At 66.7% G+C, this 22,301-nt stretch carries 12 protein-coding genes, 1 tRNA gene and 1 pseudogene; 7 read left to right on the forward strand and 7 right to left on the reverse strand.

Features of this window, described 5'->3' with window-relative positions; all coding sequences use genetic code 11:
- Nucleotides 1-85 precede the first annotated feature (85 nt).
- The 4 genes from SJY20_RS10420 to SJY20_RS10435 all read left to right on the forward strand — a co-directional run bounded on the left by SJY20_RS10420 (nt 86) and on the right by SJY20_RS10435 (nt 6,818).
- Nucleotides 86-161: transfer RNA gene (locus SJY20_RS10420), tRNA-Thr, on the forward strand.
- 295 nt (nt 162-456) lie between these two features.
- The gene (locus SJY20_RS10425) at nt 457-3,360 is read left to right on the forward strand and encodes a TonB-dependent receptor (RefSeq protein WP_380786787.1); all 2,904 of its coding nucleotides are present in this window, start codon (nt 457-459) and stop codon (nt 3,358-3,360) included.
- An 11-nt stretch (nt 3,361-3,371) separates the two neighbouring features.
- Nucleotides 3,372-4,712, forward strand: coding sequence for a BNR repeat-containing protein (locus SJY20_RS10430; protein ID WP_380786789.1), 1,341 nt, complete (start codon nt 3,372-3,374; stop codon nt 4,710-4,712).
- A 51-nt stretch (nt 4,713-4,763) separates the two neighbouring features.
- Nucleotides 4,764-6,818 (forward strand): TonB-dependent receptor, encoded by a 2,055-nt coding sequence (locus tag SJY20_RS10435; RefSeq protein WP_380786791.1) that lies wholly within the window; start codon nt 4,764-4,766, stop codon nt 6,816-6,818.
- A gap of 13 nt (nt 6,819-6,831) precedes the next feature.
- Here SJY20_RS10435 and SJY20_RS10440 read toward each other — a convergent pair whose 3' ends face one another.
- From SJY20_RS10440 to glgX, 5 genes are all read right to left on the reverse strand, one after another.
- Nucleotides 6,832-7,215: a response regulator gene (locus tag SJY20_RS10440; protein WP_380786792.1), complete on the reverse strand. Its 384-nt coding sequence runs from the start codon at nt 7,213-7,215 to the stop codon at nt 6,832-6,834.
- Nucleotides 7,216-7,351: 136 nt separating this feature from the next.
- Nucleotides 7,352-9,718, reverse strand: a complete 2,367-nt coding sequence (gene treY / locus SJY20_RS10445; RefSeq protein WP_380786793.1) for a malto-oligosyltrehalose synthase — start codon at nt 9,716-9,718, stop codon at nt 7,352-7,354.
- Nucleotides 9,715-11,634 (reverse strand): 4-alpha-glucanotransferase, encoded by a 1,920-nt coding sequence (gene malQ / locus SJY20_RS10450; protein ID WP_380786794.1) that lies wholly within the window; start codon nt 11,632-11,634, stop codon nt 9,715-9,717. The genes treY and malQ overlap by 4 nt, the downstream gene beginning before the upstream one ends.
- Nucleotides 11,631-13,331, reverse strand: a complete 1,701-nt coding sequence (treZ, locus tag SJY20_RS10455; RefSeq protein ID WP_380786795.1) for a malto-oligosyltrehalose trehalohydrolase — start codon at nt 13,329-13,331, stop codon at nt 11,631-11,633. The genes malQ and treZ overlap by 4 nt, the downstream gene beginning before the upstream one ends.
- Nucleotides 13,328-15,430: a glycogen debranching protein GlgX gene (glgX, locus tag SJY20_RS10460; RefSeq protein WP_380786796.1), complete on the reverse strand. Its 2,103-nt coding sequence runs from the start codon at nt 15,428-15,430 to the stop codon at nt 13,328-13,330. The genes treZ and glgX overlap by 4 nt, the downstream gene beginning before the upstream one ends.
- A gap of 206 nt (nt 15,431-15,636) precedes the next feature.
- Here glgX and SJY20_RS10465 point away from each other — a divergent pair, with 206 nt between their 5' ends.
- A complete protein-coding gene (locus SJY20_RS10465) occupies nt 15,637-16,740 on the forward strand; it encodes an NADH:flavin oxidoreductase/NADH oxidase (protein ID WP_380786798.1) in 1,104 nt (367 codons plus the stop codon).
- 6 nt (nt 16,741-16,746) lie between these two features.
- Here the strand turns inward: SJY20_RS10465 and SJY20_RS10470 are convergent, their stop codons facing one another.
- A complete protein-coding gene (locus tag SJY20_RS10470; RefSeq protein ID WP_380786800.1) occupies nt 16,747-18,543 on the reverse strand; it encodes a glycoside hydrolase family 15 protein in 1,797 nt (598 codons plus the stop codon).
- A complete protein-coding gene (locus SJY20_RS10475; RefSeq protein ID WP_380786802.1) occupies nt 18,536-19,321 on the reverse strand; it encodes an SDR family oxidoreductase in 786 nt (261 codons plus the stop codon). Before SJY20_RS10475 ends, SJY20_RS10470 begins: the two co-directional genes overlap by 8 nt.
- A gap of 161 nt (nt 19,322-19,482) precedes the next feature.
- On the opposite strand from SJY20_RS10475, the gene SJY20_RS10480 reads away from it, so the two are divergent.
- Together SJY20_RS10480 and SJY20_RS10485 are read left to right on the forward strand one after the other, a co-directional pair.
- Complete coding sequence (locus SJY20_RS10480) at nt 19,483-21,621, forward strand: catalase (RefSeq protein WP_380786803.1); 2,139 nt, start codon at nt 19,483-19,485, stop codon at nt 21,619-21,621.
- 14 nt (nt 21,622-21,635) lie between these two features.
- A pseudogene (locus SJY20_RS10485) lies at nt 21,636-22,043 on the forward strand (glycosyltransferase); the annotation flags it as partial.
- Nucleotides 22,044-22,301 lie beyond the last annotated feature (258 nt).

Below are 22,301 nucleotides of genomic sequence, written 5' to 3' on the forward strand. Positions count from 1 at the left end.
GACGCGGGGGCGGGTTCGCGACGATGGGCGGCCGCGTCGCTGCTCGATTGACGGACTTTTCGCCTCACCCTATGGCTCGGGCGACGCCGGCTTAGCTCAGTTGGTAGAGCACCTGATTTGTAATCAGGGGGTCACGGGTTCGACTCCTGTAGCCGGCACCAGCGTCTCCGACATTCCGCGTGGCGAAAACCAGGGGTTTGGCCTCCCAATCAGGGTGCGTCCGCAGACGTTTTCCGTCCAGCCGCACGACAGAGTTCGGCAACTCGTTATATTCGGGCGACTTAATCGACTAGTCCGCAGCCCCGCAGAATAATAATCGTGCGCGCTTGTATGATACATTGTACACTTCCCAAATCGTGATATGTCCCGTCACAGCATGAGACGTCCACGCAAGTTGGCCGCACGTGCTTCATCTAGAGGGGATGTTCCGTGAAGCTAAAGTTGCAGGCCGTATTCATGACCGGCGCTTCGGTGCTGAGCCTGTCGCCAGCGCTCGCACAAACCGCGCCCGCCGCCGATAGCGCCATGACACCGGTTACTCCCGCCGAGCCGCAGGTCGCCGACGAGCCGGGAACCGACGACGTCATCGTCACCGGGTTCCGCAAATCCTATATCGACGCGTTGCGCATGAAGCGCACCGACCAGGGCATCTCGGACAGCATCTCGTCGGACGGTCTCGGCCGCTTCCCCGACCTCAACGTCGGCGAAGCGCTGCAGCGCGTCCCCGGCGTGCAGATCAACCGCGAAGCCGGATCGCGCGACGCGACCGTCAATCTGCGGGGCCTGCCGGGTACCTATGCCCGCTACACCATCAACGGCCAGGCGTTCGCAGACCCGATCCTCGACGGCTCGACCCCGCTCGGAGCCTTCAACGCCGACGTCTTCACCGCGATCGCGGTCAAGAAGACGATCGCGCCGAGCGACCAGGCCGGCGGCCTGTCCGGCATCATCGATCTCCAGATCGCCCCTGCGCTCGGTCGCAAGGACGGCGGCTTCTTCAAGATCGCGGACGAATACAACACCCTCGGCAAGCTCAGCAGCCCGGCGATCACCGCGGGCTACAACGCGCACATCACCCCCAACCTCGCGGTGTTCGGCGTCGTCGCCTACAAGAAGGAGCGGTTCCGCCGGGACACCATCTTCTTCAACGCCTATTCGCCGCTGTCGCCGACGACGACGCCCAATTTCGGGCAATATGCCGATTATTATTCGCCGTTCAGCGCCACCGGCACCTGCCCGTCGGGCAAGGTCTGCGCCGCAACCGGCACCGGCGCGAAGGGAACCACCGGCGTGTTGTTCGCATCCGACCAGCGCCAGTCGGTCAAGTTCAACGAAGGTGACCTGTTCACCGCCGCGGGCGGCGCGGAATGGAGCCCGACCGAGACGTTGCGCGTGGGCGTAACCGGCTTCTACACCAAGCGCAGCCTCAAGAACAATCGCACCGACCTGTTCGAGGTCGACATGCGGTCGAACCTCGCGGTCATCAGCCCGACCGGTGCACCGGTGATCCAGGGTGACGGCAACGCGTACGTCAACGGTCTCACCTATTCGAACGTCCAGATCAACGACTCCGTCCGCGCCGAGCCGCTGCTCGAGAAAATGTGGGACGGCATCGCCACCGCCGAATGGAAGAACGACGGCTGGCGCATGTCGGGCACGCTGACCAATTCGCGCGGCGAGAACAATTCGGTCCAGACCCAGATCGATCTGCGCAACCTGCCGCGCGCAGGCGGCAACGGCACCAGCGGCGCGTTCAATTCGGGTGGCGCATCGATCGACGACTATCAGCTCTCGCTGAACCGCACTCCCGCGGTCGTGATCCCGGCCGGACCCTATACGTGGAGCGCGGGCAACCAGCCGACCCAGATCGCCGCGAATGGGGACCAGCTGATCGTCGCCGGCAGCTCGGGCTATGGCCTCAACCGCTTCAAGGCCGCGCAGGGCGAGATCGAGCGCGACATCGGCATCCCGCTGCTCAAGTCGATCCTGATCGGCGGCCGCTACGAGCATCTGACCTATACGTCGCGCGGCTACCGAACGAGCGCGAAGGGCGTGCAGACGCAGAACATCGATGCTGGCTTCCTGGGCGGCACCCCATACGCGGACGACTTCTTCGGCGGCGACGTATCGGGCGCGCTGTCGGGCTGGCCAGTGCTAGATTACGGCCATATCCTGTCGCGACTGCAGCCAGTCACCGCCGCGCCCGGCGACGTCGTCACCCCGACGGGCTGGATCAACGATCCGACCAACGCCGCCTATGCGCTTTATAATTTCTCCGCGCGCAACAAGATCGCAGCCGGTTACGGCCAGGCCAATCTAGACTTCCACATCGGCAGCGTCGCGTTCAGCGGCTATGCGGGCGTGCATTACGAACATACCGACCAGCTGATCAACGCGCAGTCGAAGCAGGTCGGGCCAGGCGGCAGCATCGTCTACGTGCCGCAGCAGTTTCGCCAGAAATACAGCAACTGGCTGCCGTCCGCCTATCTGACCGCCGAGTTGAGCGAAAAGCTCGTGCTACGCGGCGCCTATTACGAAGCCTTCGTCCGGCCGCAACCGCGCAACCTGACGCCGTCGACCACGGTCAGCACCAATTCGACCGGCTATGCGATCCAATATGGCGGATCCGACCTGAAACCTTATTCCGCCAAGTCGCAGGACCTGTCGCTCGAATGGTATAACCGCCCCGGCGGGCTGTTCGCGATCGCGGGATACCGCAAGGTGATCCGCAACCTGATCTCGCCCGAGACGCGGCTGTCGCGGCTGTGCCCTGCGGATGCGAGCGCGTTCGGGCTGGGCCAGCTGACCACGGTCGGCACCACCTGCTACAGCAACCTGCTCGTCAACGGCCAGCCCGCGATCGTCACCGCGAGCGGCAGCTTCAACCAACCCAACCCGATCACCGTCACGGGTCTGGAAGTCACCGCGCAGCAGAACCTCGACTTCCTCCCCGGTCTGCTCCGTAATCTCGGCGGACAGGTCAACTATTCCTACACCAAGATTTCGGGCACCAACGCCGACGGCACCAAGTCGGTGTTGCCCGGCGTTTCGAAGAACAACATCAACCTGATCGGATACTACGAAAGCCCGTTGATCGGTCTGCGCGTGATCTACACCTGGCGTGACAAATATTCGCTGGTCGGCGGCAACAGCTTCACCGGCGGGGCAAGCTTCGTCGCACCACGCGGGCAGATCGATTCCTCGCTGTCGCTCAAATTCTCGGAGCGCTATTCGCTGTCGCTCGACGCGTTCAACCTGCTCAACGCCAAGCGTATCCAGTATCAGGTCGTGCAGGATATCCCGCGCCAGGCGGACTTCGACGGCCGCACCTTCACGCTCAGCTTCCGCGGCTCGTTCTAGGACCAGTGATGATGAACACGCGTATCAGGACGGCGATCGCGGTATCGCTGGCACTCGCCGCCCCGGTCCTTGCGCAGGCCCCGATCCCGCCCGCCCCGGCCTCCGCGCCGGAGATCAGCGCGATCGACCGGGTCTGGGCCGGTCAGAGTTCGCGGTTCGCGCTGAGCGTGACCGCGGCGCGGATCTTCGTCGCCTATTACGACGCCAACCGCCAGCTGACCGTCGCCTCCCGCCCGCGGCAGAGTAACGACTGGGTCTATCAAAAGCTCGACAGCTGGGTCGGGTGGGACAGCCACAACTACATCGCGATGGCGATCGACGACGCCGGGCAGCTCCACGTCGCCGCCAACATGCACCGCGACCCACTGGTCTATTACCGCAGCCGGATCGCCGGCGACGTCCGCACGCTGGTCCGCGAACCGGTGATGGCGGACGCGAAGCTGGAACGCAGCATGACCTATCCGATTTTTCTGCGCGGGGCGGACGGACAGCTCGTCTTCAAGTATCGCGACGGCGGCAGCGGCAACGGCAACGAGATCTACAATATCTACGACACCGCCAAACAGACGTGGCGGCATCTGCTCGCGACGCCGCTGACCGATGGCGAGGGACAGCGCAACGCGTATTTCGTCGGACCCGTGCTCGGCCCCGACAAGCTGTTCCACATCGCCTGGGTCTGGCGCGAGACGCCGATGGCCGAGACCAACCACGACCTGTCCTATGCACAGAGCCGCGACCTGGTGCACTGGCAGCGCTCGGACGGCACGCCACTAAAGCTGCCGATCACACTGAAGACCGCCGAAATCGTCGATCCGGTGCCGGTCGAGGCGGGCATGATCAACAACAACACCGTCATCGGATTCGACCCCGCAAGCGCGACGATGATCACCTTCCACAAGTTCGATGCCGCCGGGAACACGCAGATCTACGTCGCGCGGCGCGAGGCGAAACGCTGGCGGATCGCGCAGGTCAGCGACTGGCGCGGCTTCCGCTGGGATTTCCGTGGCGGCGGGTCGCTCGACAGCCGGCTGTTCGTGTCCGGCGCGGTACCCGTCGGCAACGATCGCATCCGCGTCTCGGTCGTCCGCGACGGCAAGCCGATCGACTTCCTGCTCGACGCGGCCACGCTGAAGCGGATCAGCGAGACGCCCGGCAGTTCGCTCGCCGAGCGGCTGGCGCCCTCGATCGCGGTTCCGCCCGGTATGACGCTGAATACCGCGGAAGATGCCGCAGGGTCCGGCATCGCGCTGGCCTGGCCGACGTTGCCGCCGCACCGCGACCTGCCCAGCCACGACATACCCGACCCCACCGTGCTCCGGCTGGTGATGCCCGCCGACCCCAAAAGTCCCTGAAGGCACGGACAAAGGCTGTCGCTCGCGCGCCAAACCCGCCAAGGGGGCGCGATGTCGCGTTATCTGCTCCTGCCCGCCCTCCTGTTCCCCTGGTCCGGCATCGCCGCCGGCCAAACAACGGCGGATGCCGCCCCTGAAATCGTCGTCACCGGCCGCGGTCTCGACGCAGCACCGGGTGACCGCGCCTACGACATCGTCACGATCGACCGGGACCGCATACAAGCGAACGCCAGCAGCCGGCTCGAAAGCATCCTGTCGGACGTCGCCGGGCTACAACAGTTCCGCCGGTCGGATTCGCGCTCGGCCAACCCGACCAGCCAGGGCATCAGCCAGCGCGGGATCGGCGGCAACGCCTCAAGCCGCGCGCTGCTGATACTCGACGGCGTGCCACAGGCCGATCCGTTCGGCGGCTGGGTCGCGTTCCCCGCCTATGCCAGCGGTCGGCTCGGCCGGATCCGCGTCACCCGCGGCGGCGGCAGCGGCTATCAAGGTCCGGGCGCGCTCGCCGGCACGGTCGAACTCGACAGCGCGACGCCCGATCAACTGACGCCGCTGTCGGGCAGCGTCGCCTATGGCAGCCGGGATGCGGTCGACGCGCAGGGCACCGCGGCGCTGGTCCGCGGTGACGGATTCGCCACGCTTTCGGGGGCCTATGCCCGCGGCGACGGCTTCACCCCGACGGTTGCCGAAAACCGCGGACCGGTCGATCGGCCGGCGCCGTACGAGCAGGCATCGGGCGCAGTCCGGACCGTGATCGGGGTCGGGGCGAAAACCGAAGTGCAGGTCAACGCCAGCGCCTTCACCGACACCCGCGACCGCGGCGTCGACTTCACGACCAACACCAGCACCGGCGCGGACGCCAGCATCCGGCTCGTCGGACGCGGTCGCTGGGGCTATTCCGCGCTCGCCTATCTGCAGACGCGCAGCTTCGCGAGCAGCTTCAACAGCGTCAACGCCGCGCGCACCACCGTCACCCAGTCGCTCGACCAGTACAACACCCCCGCGACCGGTCTTGGCGCACGCTTCGAAATCCTGCCGCCGCTCGGCGAGTCCATCACGCTGCGGCTGGGCGCCGACATCCGCGACGTCAGTGGCAAGACGCAGGAATTGTTCACCTATGTCAGCGCGCTGCCGACCCGGCGGCGCCAGGCGGGGGGCAGCACCCGCACCACCGGACTGTTCGCCGATGGCAGCCTGGTCGCGGGCGACTGGACCTTCAGCCTCGGCGGCCGCGTCGACTGGTGGCGGATCGAGGGCGGCTATCTGACCGAACGGACGCTGACCGGCCTCGGCGCGCCCTTGACCAATTTCGCCTATCCGGACCGTGACGGCAGCGAGGCGACCGGCCGCGGCGGGATCGCTTGGCAGGTCGTCGACGGCGTCACGCTGCGGACCGCGGCGTATCGCGGCTGGCGGCTGCCGACGCTCAACGAGCTCTACCGTCCGTTCCGCGTCGGCAGCGATGCGACCTTCGGCAACGCGGCGCTGGCGCCCGAGCGGCTGGAAGGCGTCGAGGGCGGCATCACGCTCACCCCCGCCCGGTCGGTCGCCATCGCCGCGACCTATTTCTACAACCGGCTGCAGGATGCGATCGCCAACGTCACCACCGCCACGCCGCCGCAGGTGCTGCCCGGCGTCACCACCTATCGCATCCGCCAGAACCTCGACGCGATCCGCGCACACGGCTTCGAACTCGACGCATCGTGGCGTCCGGGGCCGATCGGGCTGCAGGCGTCGTGGTCGCACACCAACTCGACCGTCGACGGCACCGGGATCGCTGCCGCGCTAGATGGCCTGCGCCCGGCGCAGACCCCGCGCGACCAGTTATCGGGGACGATCGACGCCCATTACCGCGGCGCCACACTATCGACGACCCTGCGCCATATCGCCCGGCAGTTCGAGGACGACCAGAATATCCGCGTGCTGGCCCCGGCGACGACGCTGGACGCCTATGCCGCACTGCCGATCGCGGGCGGCGTAGTCGTAGAACTGCGCGGCGAAAACCTGTTCGACGCGCGCGTAGAGGCCGGGGTCACCGGCGCCGGGATCGTGGAACGCGCTACGCCGCGGACGCTATGGGCTGGTCTGCGATACGCCATGAAGTAAGCCCGGCCGCGACCTAGTGCAGCATCCGCTCCATCATGCCGATCAGGTTCGATGCGGCATAGGGTTTGGGCAGGAAGACACAGTCGGACGGCAGCGTCAGGTCGGCGCCGAGACAATGCCCCGACGTAACGATCAGACGTATCGGCGGCCACCGCAACCGGACGCACGCCGCAAGCCTGTCGCCCTTCATCGACCCGGGCATGTCGACGTCGGTGAATACCAGCCCGACGTCCGACCGCGTTTCGAGGATGCGGACCGCCGCGTCGGCGTCGGCCGCCTCGATCGCGACGAACCCGGCATCCTCGACGATATCGACCGCCAGCATCCGCAACAGCGGCTCGTCCTCCACCACCAGCACGGCGGCCTGAACGGCGGGGTAGGTCGATTGCTGTGTCACGTTGATCCTTTGGGGATCCGTCCGTCGGAGGGGCTCGGTACCGACGGATATCGGATCCGTAAAAGGTTAACGCGACTAAGTCTCTGACGTTCCGGGAAAACGGTTCTGGATGTTCCGACGCCCCCGATCGACGATATCAATCCGATCCGACCCATATCGGAACACCCTGCAGGCGTTCGCCGACCCGCTCGCCCGACGCCAGCGCGGTATCGCCCCACCAGTCGGCAGGAAAGCTGCCATCCTCGCGCCCGGCAAGTACCGCCGCACAGTGCAGTGCGACGATGCAGGTCAGGCTGCGGTCACCGGCGGTGCGACGGAATGCAAGGACATGCGCCGCCCGCGCGCCGGTGACGCCGATCGGCTCGTAAGCCCCTTCCGCAAACAGCATCGGATCCGTCCGACGCAGCTTCAGCAGTCGCGCGACCAGCGCAAGCTTCGTGTCACCGCCATCCGCCAGCCGCGCTTTACGCTCCGCATAGTCCACCGGCCGCCGATTATCGGGGTCGACCAGGCTAAGATCGGCTAGCTCTGTGCCCTGGTACAGGTCCGGCACCCCCGGCACGGTGTAGCGCAGCGCCGTCTGCACCAGCGTGTTCGCCCGCGCCGGCGCCGCGACGAACGTCACGAAGTCCGTCATGTCGGCGACGAACGCCGGCGATCGCAGCAACGCCCGCGCAAGGTCGTGGCAACGCGTCTCGTAGGCTTCGTCGGGCGCTTCCCAGGACGAGCGCAGCTTGGCCTCGCGAAGCGCCTTTTCCTGCCACCCGACGATACGGTCGGCATAATCGCTAAGCCGCGCCTCGTCCGGCCACGCCCCGAACAGTGTCTGGAACAGCATGTACGCGTCGCCGGCATCGACCGCCCGCGCGAACGGCGCGGCCAGCGCCTGCCAACGTGCGACCCTGTCGCGCCACAACTCGGGCAGTTCGCTGAGCACCGCCAGCCTCGCACGAACATCCTCGCCGCGCTTGTGATCGTGCGTCGCGGTGGCGAGCATCGCATGCGGCCAATCGGCTGCACGCGCGGTCATCGCCGCATGAAACCGACCGATGCTCGACGAAAAATGCGCAGGGTCGAACCCGACATCGTTGCGCGAGAGCAGCCGGCCGTACCGATAGAACGCGGTATCCTCGACCGCCTTGGCCGCGATCGGCGCCGACAGTTGCTGGAACCGCCGCACCGCCTCAGCCGCATCACTCGGCCCCTCACCGGCAAGCCAGCCGAGGATATGATCGACCACCATCCCCTCGCCCGGCGGCACGAACCGCTGCACACGACCGCGCGCTTCCGCGCGGATCGCCGCGTCGGTGGCGGGTGCAAAATCGCCGGTGCCATAGGTCCGGTACACCGGAAACACCCATAGCAGCCGCTCGACCGCGCGGTGGATCATGGCGTGTGTGATAACGTCGAGTTCAGGGCTCGACCTCGCCAGCGCCACGAACGCCGCGACGCAACCGCGCAGCTGCGCGTCGAACTGCCACGCCAGCATCTCCTGCCGCGCACGCAACTCCTCCGGCGCGAAGTCCGCCGGCCGCCCGCTGATCTCCGCCCACAGCGCACCCAGCGGCTCGGCCCCCTCCGGCGCGTGGAGCAGCCCGGCGACCTCTTCCATGAAATCATACCCACTCGTACCATCGACGCCCCAATCGGCCGCCAGGGGCTCGCCCGCCGCGAGAATCTTCTCGATTACCAGATACCCGCCCGGCCTGATCGCATCCATCCGCGCGCGCAGCACCCGGCAATAGCCCGCCGGATCGGTCAGCCCGTCGACGTGGTCCACCCGGACGCCGTCGATCAGCCCCTCGCCGTACAACCGCAGGATCAACGCATGCGTCGCCTCGAATACCGCCGGATCCTCGACGCGCAGCCCGGCCAGATCGTTGATCGTAAAGAACCGCCGCCAGTTCAGCTCGTCGTTCGCGACCCGCCACGACGCCAGCCGGTAATGCTGGCGGCCGAGCAGCGTCGGCAGGTCGACTTCGGCGGCAACCGCCTGGTCCTCGTCGCGGATCGGCAGCCGATGCTCGCCGTACGCGACGACGACACGACGTCCATCGACCTTCGCGACCGCCAGCGCCCCGCCTTCGATCGCCGCCGCCAGCGGTTCGCCGAGGATCGGCAGCACCAGTCGCTCGCGCCAGTCGATGTCAAAGAATCGTGCGAACGCGCTCCCCTCGCCCTTTGCCAGCACGTCGTTCCACCACGCATTGCCGCCCCCCGCGACGCCCATGTGGTTGGGCACGATATCGACGATCACCCCCATGTCGCGCGCCCGCAACGCCGCGACCAGCCGCTGGAACGCATCCTCGCCACCCAGTTCGGGGTTGATCCGGGTCGGGTCGACGACGTCATAACCATGCGTCGACCCCTCGCGCGCGGTCGTGATCGGCGAGGCATAGACATGGCTGATCCCGAGCGCGTCGAGATAGGGCACCAGCGCCTCGGCATCGGCGAAGGTGAAACCGGCATGGAACTGGAATCGATAGGTCGCGCGGGGCGTCATGCGGTCCTGCCTGTGTTGATCGCGTCGATCCGCGCCGCGACGTCCGGCCGCGCGAGCAGCGCGTCGGAGGTGTCGGGCATGCGGCGACGCCAATTGGGGTGTTCGTCGATCGTGCCGGGCAGATTGGGCTGTTCGACAAGTCCGACCAGATCCTCGATCGGCAGGATCGCCAGCGCGCACGGCGTCTCCGCCATCCGCGTCACCGCCAGATCGACCACTGGCGCGGTATCGTCGGGCGCAGGTTCGGCGTCCCAGGTGTCGAACGCCGCCCACAGCTGGTGCCGATCCTCGACCCGCGCCGTGCGATCGGCGGCTTCGTCGACGGCTTCGGACCGGCGGCCAAGCGCCCAGGTCCAGTCGATGTCGCGACCCTGCCACCACCCTGCGACCGTCGGCAAATCATGGGTGCCGGTCATCGCCACCGCATCGCGGTCCCAGCCATCGCCGGGTACGAAACCGTCGGCGTCGCGCTCGAACCACAGCACGCGCATGCCCATCATTGCGCGCTCGGTCATCGCCTCGCGGAACCCCTCGGGCAACGTACCGAGGTCCTCGCCGATGACGATCGCCTTGGCACGCTGCGATTCCAGCGCGACGATCCGCATCATGTCGGCAAACGGCATGTCGAGATACGCGCCCTCCGCCGCCGACGCGCCATCGGGGACGACCCACAGCCGACGCAGCCCGAACGCATGGTCGATGCGGATTCCGCCGGCCGACGCCAGCGCCGATCGGATCGTCGCGACGAACGGATCGAACCCGGAGCGCCGCAACGCACGCGGATCGAACCCCGAAATCCCCCAGTTCTGCCCGTCAGGCCCGAGCGGATCGGGTGGCGCCCCGATCGATAGCCCCGCGAGCAGATCGCCACGCCGGCTCCAGCCATGGCTGCCGCCACGATCGAGCCCGACCGCGAGATCGGCGATCAGGCCGATCCGCATACCCGCGTCCCTGGCGCTGCGTTGTGCAGCATCCAGTCCCTCCCGTGCGAGCCACTGCAGGAACGCGTAGAACGCGACGTCCGCCGGATGCGCCTCGACGAACGCCCGAACCGCCGTCCCGTCCGGATCGTGGAACGTGGCCGGCCAGTCCTGCCACCCCCGCGCGCCGTCCACCGCAATGAAGTGGGCGTGCAACGCATCGAACCGGGCATGGCCTTCGAGCGCATTGCCACCGGCCTGCCGAAACGCGGCGAGCGGCTGCGCAAACGCCTCGGACTGACTGTCGTACAACGTGCGCAGCGCGATGAGCCGAGCCGGCAGCGCGCCGCGCCAGTCGATCAGTTCCGCCTCGTCCGGCACCGCATGGATCCCCGCCAGCGCGGGATCGGCCAACAGGACGTTCAGGAACTGGCGGCTCGACGGCGCATACGGACTGAACCGGCTGGCATCGGCAGGGAACAGCGCGTGGGTCGGGCTGATCGCAAGCGCATCGGCACCGCACCCGCCGAACGCTCGCGCCGCCTCCGCCAGCGTCCCGAAATCTCCGAACGCGCGCGGTGTAGCGCCACGTAGAGACGGGATCTGCACCGCCGGTCCCCACAGCCGTCCCCCCGGCGCTGCATCATCCACCGTGAAGCAGCGCGCCGGTGCAACGACGAGACGGAGTTCGCGGCTGTCCTGCCGAAGTCGGTGGTATCCGGCGATATCGATCCCGGCCCGCGCGATATCCTCGACCGCGACCGACCGGGTATCGCCCCCCTCGAGCACCAGTTCGGCACGACCCCGCCAGTCGGCGGGCAGCGTAAACGACGTGCCGACGTCGGCGGACGCGAACGCGCCCGCGCCATCGTCGCCATCCCCCAGCGCATCCAGGATCGAACGCAACGCCTCCTCCGGCACGATGTGATCGCGCCCGCCCGCATCGGTCCATTCGGGCTGCAACCCGGCCGCCACCGCCTGTTCGCGCAACGTCATTGGTCCAGCCCCACGCGCACGCTGCCCGGAGCGCCGGCATCGCCGTTCGCGAACAGGATGTCGGTCTCGGGGAACGTCACATTTTCGTCGCCCAGGTTCAGCGCAATCGTCAGGACTGCGCCATCACCCATCCGCCACCGCGCCACCACAGCGCCTGATCCGATCGCGTCGGCGCCGATCGCCACCGCGCCACGCAACCGGGGCACGATCTCACGATGCCGGATCGCCAGCAGTTCGCGGTACAGCGCGCGCCATTCGTCGCCGTCAGGTCCCGCCTCGGCCCGCGAGCGTTCGAACGTAGCAAGCGCGTTGGGATCGGGGATCGCCTCACGCGCTTCCGGGTCGGCGAACGCCGCGAACTTCGCAAACTCCTTGCGGCGCCCTTCGCGGACCGCGTCGGCAAGGTCGTCGTGGAAATCGGTGAAGAACAGGAACGGCGACCGGCTGCCCGTCTCATCGCCCATGAACAACAACGGGATCTGCGGACCAAGCAACAGCAACGCGGTCGCGGCGCGCAGCTTCTGCAGATCGGCGATCACCGTCAGCCGCTCGCCCAGCGCACGATTGCCGATCTGGTCGTGGTTCTGCAGGAACGCGACGAACGCGGTCGGCGGCAGATGCGCGCTTGGCTTGCCGCGCGGTTTGCCGTCGTGATTGGGGGACCCCTCGCCCTGATAGATGAACCCTTCGCCCAGACACCGCGCCAGCCGTTCGGCGGGGCGATCGGCGAAGTCGGCGTAATAGGCGCTCGTCTCGCCCGTCAGCAGCACATGCAGGACGTTGTGGAAATCATCGTTCCACTGCGCATCGTAATGCGCGGGCGCCAGCCGGTCGGCATCGTTGCCCTCGTTCTCGAGCACCAGATGAACCGGACGATCGGTGATCGCAGCCCGGATTTCCGCCGCCATCGCGTCGAGAAACGCATCGTCGGCGATCGCATGCACCGCATCGAACCGCAGCCCGTCGAAGCGATAGTCGCGCAGCCACATCAGCGCGTTGTCGACGAAGAACCGCCGCACCGGCTCGCGCTCGACCGCGACCGCGCCGCCCCAGGGGGTATCGACCTCGCCATCGAAGAAGTCGCTGGCGTAAGCACCGAGATAATTCCCGTCCGGCCCGAAGTGATTGTAGACCACGTCCAACAGCACCGCGAGACCGAGGTCGTGCGCGCGGTCGACCATCGCCTTCAGGTCCTTGGGCGTGCCGTAACTCTCGGCCGGCGCGTAGGGCAGCACGCCGTCATACCCCCAGTTGCGCGTGCCGCCGAACGCGTTGACCGGCATCAGCTCGATCGCCGTAATGCCGAGATCAGCCAGTCCCGGCAGCGCATCGGCAACACTCGCAAAGCCGCCCAGCGTGCCGACATGCAGTTCCTGGATCACCAGTTCCTCCCAGGGACGACCACGCCATCCGTCGCTGCGCCAGCGATAGGCCTCGGGGTCGACCACTACGCTCCACCCGTGCACGCCGCCCGACTGCGCGCGCGACGCCGGGTCCGGAACGGCCAGGTCGGCGTCGAGCCGGAAACGGTAACGCGTACCCGGGGCGACATCCGCTTCCGCCGAGAACCACCCCTCGCCGTCCCGCGTCATCGCGATCGCATCGTCGCCGTCGAGTTCGAGCATCACGGTATCGCGGTCCGGTGCCCAAAGCCGGAACTCGGTGCGTCCGTCGGCGTATCGCGCACCCCAGGTCATGCGCCGCCGATCGTCCAGGTGAGCAGCACCGCACCCTGCGGCGCCACCTCATAGGTCTCGGCAATCTCGGTCGAGGCCTGGTCGGGTTTCGCGCTATCGATCAGTACGGTGCGGACGACCTCAGTCGGCGGTGGCATATGGAAGGTCAACGGCCCTTCCGATGCGTTGAGCAGCAGTGACACGATCTGGATCTCTCCCCCCGGCAGTTCGGTCGCGCGGCGCATCGCCAGCGCCCGGCCATTGGGGTTGTGCCAGTCCTCCGGGCTCAGCTGCTCGCCGCGCTCGTCCCACCATTCGATGTCGCGCAGACCCTGTTCGGGAGTCTCGTCGCCGTACAGGAAATTGCCCGCACGCAGCATCGGGTATTCGCGCCGCAACGCCGTCAGCCGCGCCGTGAAATCAATCAGCGCCTCCCCCTCGGGCGACTTCGCCTGGTTCCAGTCGAGCCAGCTGATCTCGTTGTCCTGGCAATAGGCGTTGTTGTTGCCGCCCTGCGTGCGCCCGAACTCATCGCCTGCGACCAGCATCGGCGTACCCAGCGAGGCGAACAGCGTGGTCAGCATCGACCGCATCACGCGGGCACGCGTCGCATTGATCTCGGCGTCTTCGGTCGGCCCCTCGACACCCCAATTGCGCGAGCAGTTGTTGCTGTGGCCGTCGCGATTGTCCTCGCCGTTCGCCTCGTTGTGACGCTCTTCGTACGCGACGGTGTCCGCTAGGGTGTAACCGTCATGCGCGCCGAGCAGGTTGACGCTGGCCCAGGGCCGCCGCGCGCGTCGGTCGAACAGGTCGGCCGATCCGGTCAGGCGCGCGGCAAGGTCGGCGCGCTGCGCATGGTCGCCGCGCCAGAATTTGCGCACCGTGTCACGGTACTTGTCGTTCCATTCGGCAAAGCTCGGCGGGAAATTGCCGAGCTGATAACCGCCGGGCCCGATGTCCCACGGCTCGGTGATCAGCTTGAGCCGCCCGAGCACCGGATCCTGTCGCAACACCTGGAAGAACCCGGCACTGGGATCGAACCCGGTGTCCGTCCGTCCCAGCGTCAGCCCGAGATCGAAGCGGAAGCCGTCGATCCCGAAGCTCGTCGCCCAGTACCGCAGCGAGTCGGCGACCATCTGGATCACCCGCGCCTTGGTCAGGTTCAGCGTGTTGCCGGTGCCGGTATCGTTGATCGAGAACCGCGGCTGGTCCTGGACGAGCCGGTAATAGCTCGCATTGTCCAGCCCGCGCCACGACAGCGTCGGCCCCTGCTCGGATCCTTCGCAGGTGTGGTTGTAGACGACGTCCAGGATCACCTCGATCCCCGCGGCATGCAGCCTCCGGATCGATCGGCGCAGCTCGTCGTGGCTGTCGCTGGCGAAATAACTGCGCTCGGGCGTGAAGAAGTTGAGCGTGTTGTAACCCCAGTAATTCCGCAGTCCCTTCTCCTGCAGGAACCGGTCCTGGATGTAGCTGTGGATCGGCAACAGCTCGAGCGCGGTGACGCCGAGCCGCTTCAGGTGATCGATCACGCGCGGGTTGCCGAGCGCCGCGAAAGTGCCGCGCTCGGACGGCTGGACCTCCTCGAACAGCTTGGTCAGGCCCTTGGGGTGTGCCTCGTAGATCACGGTTTCCGACCACGGCGTGTTCGGACGAATGTCGCGCGACCAGTCGAAATGGCTATCGGTGACGACGGCCTTCGGCATCAGCAAGGCGTTGTCGCGACGGTCGAAGCTAAGGTCCTCCCGCGCCGACTTGACCTGATACCCATACATCGCATCGGTCCAGCGCAGCTCGCCGATCATCTGCTTGGCATAGGGATCGAGCAGCAGCTTGTGCGGGTTGAACCGGTGGCCTTCCTCGGGCGCATAACGGCCATAAGCGCGGTAGCCATAGCTGAGCCCGGGCTGCGCGTCGGGCAAATAGCCGTGCCAGACCTCGTCGGTCCATTCGGGCAGCGCATAGCGTTTCAGCTCGCGCCGGCCGCCCTCGTCGAACACGCATAGCTCGATCTTCTCGGCATTGGCGGAATAGACCGAGAAATTGACGCCAAGGCCATCGAACGTGGCGCCGAGCGGATAGGCGGAACCGGCTTCGAGCGTGTCGGGCAGAAGATGCAAGTGGAACCCCCGGGGTACAGACCAGATACGGAAATGCCCCGTCGATCCGGTGACCGCGGGGAGCGTGGTGGAAACCCGTACGACCATCCCTATGTTCCGACCCCACGAATGTTCAGCCCCGGATCGCCGGCAGCCACCGCGGCCCTGGTAGATTCCACCGACAAGGACGATCGCATGCACCTTTCCGACATCCGGGGACCCCGCCGATGAGCGGCCCCGTGCTCTTCTCCGGCACCCGCGTTGGCGGTCTTGCGCTCGCCAACCGCATCGTGATCGCGCCGATGTGCCAGTATTCGGCGGTCGATGGCTGCATGACCGACTGGCACCAGATCCATCTTGGCCACCTTGCGTTGTCGGGCGCCGCGCTGCTGACGATCGAGGCGGCGGCGGTGTTGCCCGAGGGGCGGATCACCTACGGCGATGTCGGCCTGTACGACGACGCCACCGAATCCGCGCTGGCAAGCACGCTGGAAAGCGTCCGTCGCTGGTCCGACATGCCGATCGCGATCCAGCTGTCGCACGCCGGGCGAAAGGCGTCCTGCGAACTGCCGTGGCGGGGTGGCGCACAGATCGCGTCCGGCGAACCTAATGGCTGGCAGACCGAGGGCCCGTCGACGATCGCGTTCCAGCCGCACGAGAACGCGCCGACAGCACTCGACCGTGCCGGGCTGGACCGGGTCCGCGATGCGTTCGTCGTCGCGACGAAGCGCGCGGCACGGCTCGGCATCGACGCGGTGCAGCTGCATGCCGCCCACGGTTATCTGCTCCACGAATTCCTATCGCCGCTGTCGAACCGGCGCGACGACGACTATGGCGGCAGCCTCGAAAACCGCATGCGCTTCCCGCTGGAGGTGTTCGACGCAGTCCGGGCCGCGTTCCCGGCAGAGCGCCCTGTGACGATGCGCGTGTCCGGCACCGACTGGGTCGAGGGTGGCTGGGACATCGACCAGACCGTCGCCTTCGCAAAGGCGCTGGAAGCCCGCGGCTGCGATGCGATCCACGTCTCCAGCGGAGGGCTAGACGCCGGCCAGCAGATCCCGGTCGGTCCCAGCTATCAGGTCCCGCTGGCGCGGGCGGTCAAGCAGGCGGTCGGGATCCCGGTGGTCGCAGTCGGGCTGATTACCGACTATGAGCAGGCAGAAGCGATCGTCGGCACCGGCGACGCCGACATGATCGCGCTGGCCCGCACCATCCTCTACGATCCGCGCTGGCCGTGGCATGCGGCAGCGCATCTCGGCGGGCATGCGAAGGCACCGGACCAGTATCTCCGCTCGCAACCGCGTCAGTACAAGGACCTGTTCACGGTCTGAGCGGGCTCACGCCCAGACCGCCGGCCCCTCGCTGCTCAGCGCGCGATCCAGATAGAACGCGGCGCTGATCAGCGCGAGGTGGCTGAACCCCTGCGGGAAATTCCCCAGGTGCCGGCCGTCCTGCGCCATTTCCTCGGCGAACAGCGCGAGGTGGTTGCCCTGCGCGAGCAGCTTCTCGAAGTTCAACCGCGCCTCGTCGATCCGCCCTGCCCGCGCCAGGCACTCGACGTACCAGAACGAACACGCGACGAAGCTGCCCTCGCGTCCCGGCAGGCTGTCATCGGTGCGATAGCGATAGACCTGACCGTCGTCGGACAGGTCCCGGCCGATCGCCTCCAGCGTCGCCAGCCATTTCGGATCGGTCGGGCTGACGAACCGGACCAGCGGCATCATCAGCATCGCGCCGTCGACCACCGTCTCGCCCTTGCTGCGCACGAACCGGCCGAGGTCCTCGTTCCAGAAGCTGTTCCAGATATCGTCGTGGATCGCGGTGCGCGTCTCCGACCAGCGCACCAGCGGCGCCGGCAACGATCGTTTCTGCGCCAGCCGCACGGCGCGGTCGATCGCCACCCAGTTCATCAGCCGCGAATGCAGGTACTCCCTCGGCGCGCCGCGGACTTCCCAAATTCCCGAATCCGGCTCCCGCCACGTCTCGCAGACATGATCGACGACCCGGATGATCCCCCTCCACGCGTCGTGCGAGATTGCCTCGCCGTATTTGTTGCCGAGATAAGTCGCGTCGAGCAGCGCGCCATAGATGTCGTGCTGGGTCTGCGCATTGGCGCCGTTGCCGATCCGGATCGGCACCGCGCCCTCGAACCCGGCAAGATGGTCGAGGTCCTGCTCGTCCTGCACCGGCCCCCCATCGAGCGCGTACATCACGCCCAGGTGCCCGGCCGAACACCCCTGCGCGCGGTTCATCGCCCAGTGCAGGAACGCGACCGCCTCATCCTTGAAGCCGAGCCGGATCAGCGCATAGACCGTGAACGAGGAATCGCGGATCCACGTCGCGCGGTAATCCCAGTTGCGAACCCCGCCCGGCGCTTCCGGCAACCCGAAGGTCGCCGCCGCGGCGATCGATCCATGCTTGCGCGACGTCAGCAGCTTCAGCACCAGCGCAGACCGGTGCACGGTCTCGCGCCAGCGCCCGCGGTAGTTGGACTGGCGGCTCCAGTCGGACCAGAAGGCGATGTCCGCCTCGATGATCGCGTCGATCTGGTCGCGGTCGCAGACCGGATCGGCGACGTTGCCGAGCACGAAGATCACGCTGTCGCCGGCTTCGATCCGAAACTCCGCGGTCAGGTCGCAATCGTCCGCGACCAACGCCACGTCGCCGTGTACCGTCAGCCCCAGTCCGGCATCATGATCGAACTGGCCGCGCTGCCCGTCGACCGATGCCGCAAACCCCTGCCGCCCATAGTCGAACCGCGGCGCACACCGCACGCGGACCGTCGCCGCCCCGCGGCTGCAGGTCACCCGCCGGATCAGCCGCGACGACACATTGCCGCCATCCACGTCGACCGGCATCAGGTCGGTCAGTTCCAGGTTCGCCGATGCCGACATCCAGCGCGTCAGCAGAATGTTGGTATCGGGCAGATAGAGCTGCACCGTGCGCGCGTCCGGCAGGTCGGGCTCGATCGAGAAATGCCCACCCTTGTCGGTATCGAGAAGGCTGGCAAAGACGCTGGGACTATCGAGGCAAGGCCAGCAGAGATAGTCGACCGTCCCCGCGGTATCGATCAGCGCGATCGTCTCAAGATTGCCGATCGCGCCGTGATCGCCGATCCCCTTCGCCTTATCCATTGTCGCGGAATTCGGGATACAGGCTCATCGCGCCGTCGACCACCAGCGTGGCGCCGACGATATAGTCCGCCGCGTCGGACACCAGGAACAGCGCGGCGCGCGCGACATCCTCCGCGTCGCCGACCCGGCCATAGGGGATCAGTTCGAGCATCTTGGCCGGATCGACATCGGCGTTGATCTCGGTGGCGATCGCGCCCGGAGCAACCGAGTTCACCCGGATACGCTCGGCGGCGACCTCCTGCGCCAGCGTCCGCATCAGCATCCCGCTGCCGCCCTTCGATGCTGCGTAGTTGGCATGGCCGGCCCACGGAATCGTCTCGTGCACCGAACTGTTGAACAGGATCTTGCCGATCGCGCGCGACACCCCGCGATCGCCCTGCTTCCGAAACCGTCGCACCGCCTCGCGCGCGATCAGGAACTGGCCGGTCAGGTTGACGTCGATGACCTTCTGCCAGTCGGCCAGCGTCATGTCGGCGAACGCCGCGTCCTTTTGCAGCCCGGCATTGGCGAACACGATATCGACCGCGCCGTACCGATCGACGGTCTCATCGAACAGGTGCAGCACTGCGGCCTCGTCCGACGTATCCGCCTCGCATATGAACGCGCGGCCGCCGTCGCGTTCGATCTCGGCGACGACCTCGCGCGCCTTGTCTTCGCTGCTGTTGAAGTTGACCGCAACGCGGGCGCCGGCCTTCGCGAAGGCGATCGCGGCGGCGCGGCCAAGGCCGGAACTGGCGCCGGTGACGATCGCCACCTGGCCGGTCAGATCGATATGCATGCGAATGTGCCTCTGGATTGTCGATGTATCGCTGTCCAACGCGCCCTGCCCGCGGTTGCTCCGTCGCGATTGCGATCACGGTATCGCGATGATCTCGATCAAGGTTTGAAACTATGCGCCGCCGCCGCGCTTTGTACGCTGGAACGTGCACAGGAATCCCCATGACAGACAGCAATCCGAATCCGGCCGCAACCGCGCCCGAGCCGACCTATGACACGCAGGTCGGCAATGGCGGCGAGCTTCACCAGACCGCACGTGACGGCGGTGACGTCCTGACCACGCAGCAGGGCATTCCCGTCGCCGATGACCAGAACACGCTGAAGGTCGGCGACCGCGGCCCGCATCTGCTCGACGATTTCCATTTCCGCGAAAAGATCTTCCACTTTGATCACGAGCGCATTCCCGAGCGCGTTGTCCACGCCCGCGGCTATGGTGCGCACGGCACGTTCACGCTCAAGGAAAGCCTCGGCGACATTACCGTTGCGAAGGTCCTGAGCGACGTCGGCGTCGACACCCCGATGTTCGTCCGCTTCTCCACGGTCGCCGGCAACAAGGGCTCGGCGGATCTCGCGCGTGACGTCCGTGGGTTCTCGGCAAAGTTCTACACGCCGGAAGGCAATTGGGACATCGTCGGCAACAACATCCCGGTGTTCTTCATCCAGGACGCGATCAAGTTCCCCGACCTGATCCATGCCGCCAAGCAGGAGCCCGACCGCGGCTTCCCGCAGGCACAGACCGCGCACGACAATTTCTGGGACTTCATCAGCCTGACCCCGGAATCGATGCACATGGTCATGTGGATCATGTCCGATCGCACCATCCCGCGCGGCTTCCGCTTCGTCGAGGGCTTCGGCGTCCACACCTTCCGGCTGATCAATGCCGAGGGCAAGGGCACCTACGTCAAGTTCCACTTCAAACCGAAGCTCGGACTGCAGTCGGTATTGTGGAACGAAGCGGTCAAGATCAACGGTGCCGACCCCGACTTCCATCGCCGCGACCTGTGGAACGCGATCGACCAGGGCGACTTCCCCGAATGGGATTTGGGCGTCCAGCTGTTCGACGACGACTTCGCCGACAGCTTCGAATTCGACGTCCTGGATTCGACCAAGTTGATACCTGAAGAGCAGATCCCGGTCCGCATCATCGGCAGCTTCAAGCTCGACCGTCTCGTCGACAATTTCTTCGCGGAAACCGAACAGGTCGCGTTCTGCACGCAGAACGTCGTGCCGGGTATCGGCTTCACCAACGATCCGCTGCTGCAGGGCCGCAACTTCTCGTATCTCGATACGCAGTTGAAGCGCCTGGGCGGCCCGAACTTCACCCACATCCCGGTCAACGCGCCGAAGGTGCCGGTGCACAATTATCAGCAGGACGGCCACATGGCGATGCGCAACCCCAAGGGTCGCGTGAACTATGAGCCCAACAGCTGGGGCGGCCCGCGCGAGAGCCCGACCCGCGGCTACCAGCATTTTGCGGCGCAGGAGACCGGTCGCACGGCCAAGGTACGCTCGGCGACGTTCGCCGATCACTACAGCCAGGCGCGGCAGTTCTTCATCAGCCAGGCGGATGTCGAGAAGAAGCACATCGGCGATGCGCTGACGTTCGAGCTGTCGAAGGTGATCCGCGTCGATATCCGCGAGACGATGGTTGGCCATCTGCGCAATATCGACGAGGATCTCGCCAAGACGGTCGCTACCGGGCTCGGCCTGGCGAAGATGCCGCCCGCCGCGAAGGCAGCCGTGGAAACCCGTCAGGACCTGCCAGCCTCCGACGCGCTCAGCATCGTCAAGAACGCCAAGGGCAGCTTCGAAGGCCGCAAGCTCGGCATCCTGGTGACCGACGGCGCATCCGCAAAGACGGTCAACGCGCTGGTAGCGGCGGTAAAGGCCGCTGGTGCCGTCCACGAGATCGTCGCGCCGAAGGTCGGCGGGGCTAAACTGGACGACGGCACGATGCTGCCGGCCGACCAGAAGGTCGATGGCGGTCCCTCTATCCTCTATGACGCGGTCGCAGTCGTGGCGTCCGCAGATGGCGCCAAGCTGCTGTCGAAGGACAAGACTGCGAAGGACTTCGTCAACGACGCTTTCGCGCACCTCAAGTTCATCGGGTACACCGCAGAGGCGAAGCCGTTCCTCGAAAAGGCCGGCATCGAGGACGAGGACATGGACGAGGGCGTGATTGCGCTTGGCGACGGTGACGCGAAGGCGTTCATCGAAACCTGCGGCCAGTTGCGGCTTTGGGAACGCGAGTTGAACGTCGATCTCGACGCTGCAGCGTTCCTGGCGCCAGACGCCGCTTGATCGGACGCGACAGGATGACGACGCGATCGTACGGCCCCGGCCGTGCGGTCGCGGTCGCGATTCCCGTCAAGAACGAGGCGGGTCATCTCCGCGCCTGCCTCGACGCGATCGACGTAGCGGCGGGCCGGCACGATGCTCGCGTCACTATCGTCGCCATGGCGAACGATTGTGACGATGGCAGCGTGGCGATCCTGAACGACTGGCGTCCGCGCCACGCCGTGCTCGCATGGCGCGCGGTCTCACTGCTGCCGGGTGCACGCCACGCCGGCTGGGCGCGGCGGCTCGCTCTGGATGCGGCCGCTGATCTGCTCGCGTCGCCGGAGGACCTGCTGCTGTCGACCGATGCCGACACCTATGTCGCCCCCGACTGGATCACCCGCACTATCGCGCATATCGACCAGGGATATGACGCGGTGGCTGGACGCGCGTTCACGCTCCGAGAAGATCGTGCCGCCCTGGGTTCGGTCGGTCGCTATCGGCTCAACCAGCTCGGCCGCTATTACACCGCACTGGACTATGTCCGGGCAACGACCGAAGCGACGCCTCGAGACCCCTGGCCTCGCCATTTCTACGAAGGTGGCGCGAGCATTGCCCTGACGCTCGGGCTCTATCGTCGGATCGGAGGCGCCCCCACCCCGCCGGTGGCCGAGGACCGCGCGCTGTTCGATCGGATCCGCGGC

This window comes from Sphingomonas sp. R86521, from assembly GCF_042466235.1.
Lineage (GTDB): Bacteria > Pseudomonadota > Alphaproteobacteria > Sphingomonadales > Sphingomonadaceae > Sphingomonas.

Coding starts and splice junctions, on each gene's coding strand:
- SJY20_RS10425 (WP_380786787.1), top strand. CDS start 457: ATGACCGGCGCTTCGGTGCTGAGCCTGTCGCCAGCGCTCGCACAAACC.
- SJY20_RS10430 (WP_380786789.1), top strand. CDS start 3,372: ATGAACACGCGTATCAGGACGGCGATCGCGGTATCGCTGGCACTCGCC.
- SJY20_RS10435 (WP_380786791.1), top strand. CDS start 4,764: ATGTCGCGTTATCTGCTCCTGCCCGCCCTCCTGTTCCCCTGGTCCGGC.
- treY (WP_380786793.1), bottom strand. CDS start 9,718: ATGACGCCCCGCGCGACCTATCGATTCCAGTTCCATGCCGGTTTCACC.
- malQ (WP_380786794.1), bottom strand. CDS start 11,634: ATGACGTTGCGCGAACAGGCGGTGGCGGCCGGGTTGCAGCCCGAATGG.
- treZ (WP_380786795.1), bottom strand. CDS start 13,331: ATGACCTGGGGTGCGCGATACGCCGACGGACGCACCGAGTTCCGGCTT.
- SJY20_RS10465 (WP_380786798.1), top strand. CDS start 15,637: ATGAGCGGCCCCGTGCTCTTCTCCGGCACCCGCGTTGGCGGTCTTGCG.
- SJY20_RS10470 (WP_380786800.1), bottom strand. CDS start 18,543: ATGGATAAGGCGAAGGGGATCGGCGATCACGGCGCGATCGGCAATCTT.
- SJY20_RS10475 (WP_380786802.1), bottom strand. CDS start 19,321: ATGCATATCGATCTGACCGGCCAGGTGGCGATCGTCACCGGCGCCAGT.
- SJY20_RS10480 (WP_380786803.1), top strand. CDS start 19,483: ATGACAGACAGCAATCCGAATCCGGCCGCAACCGCGCCCGAGCCGACC.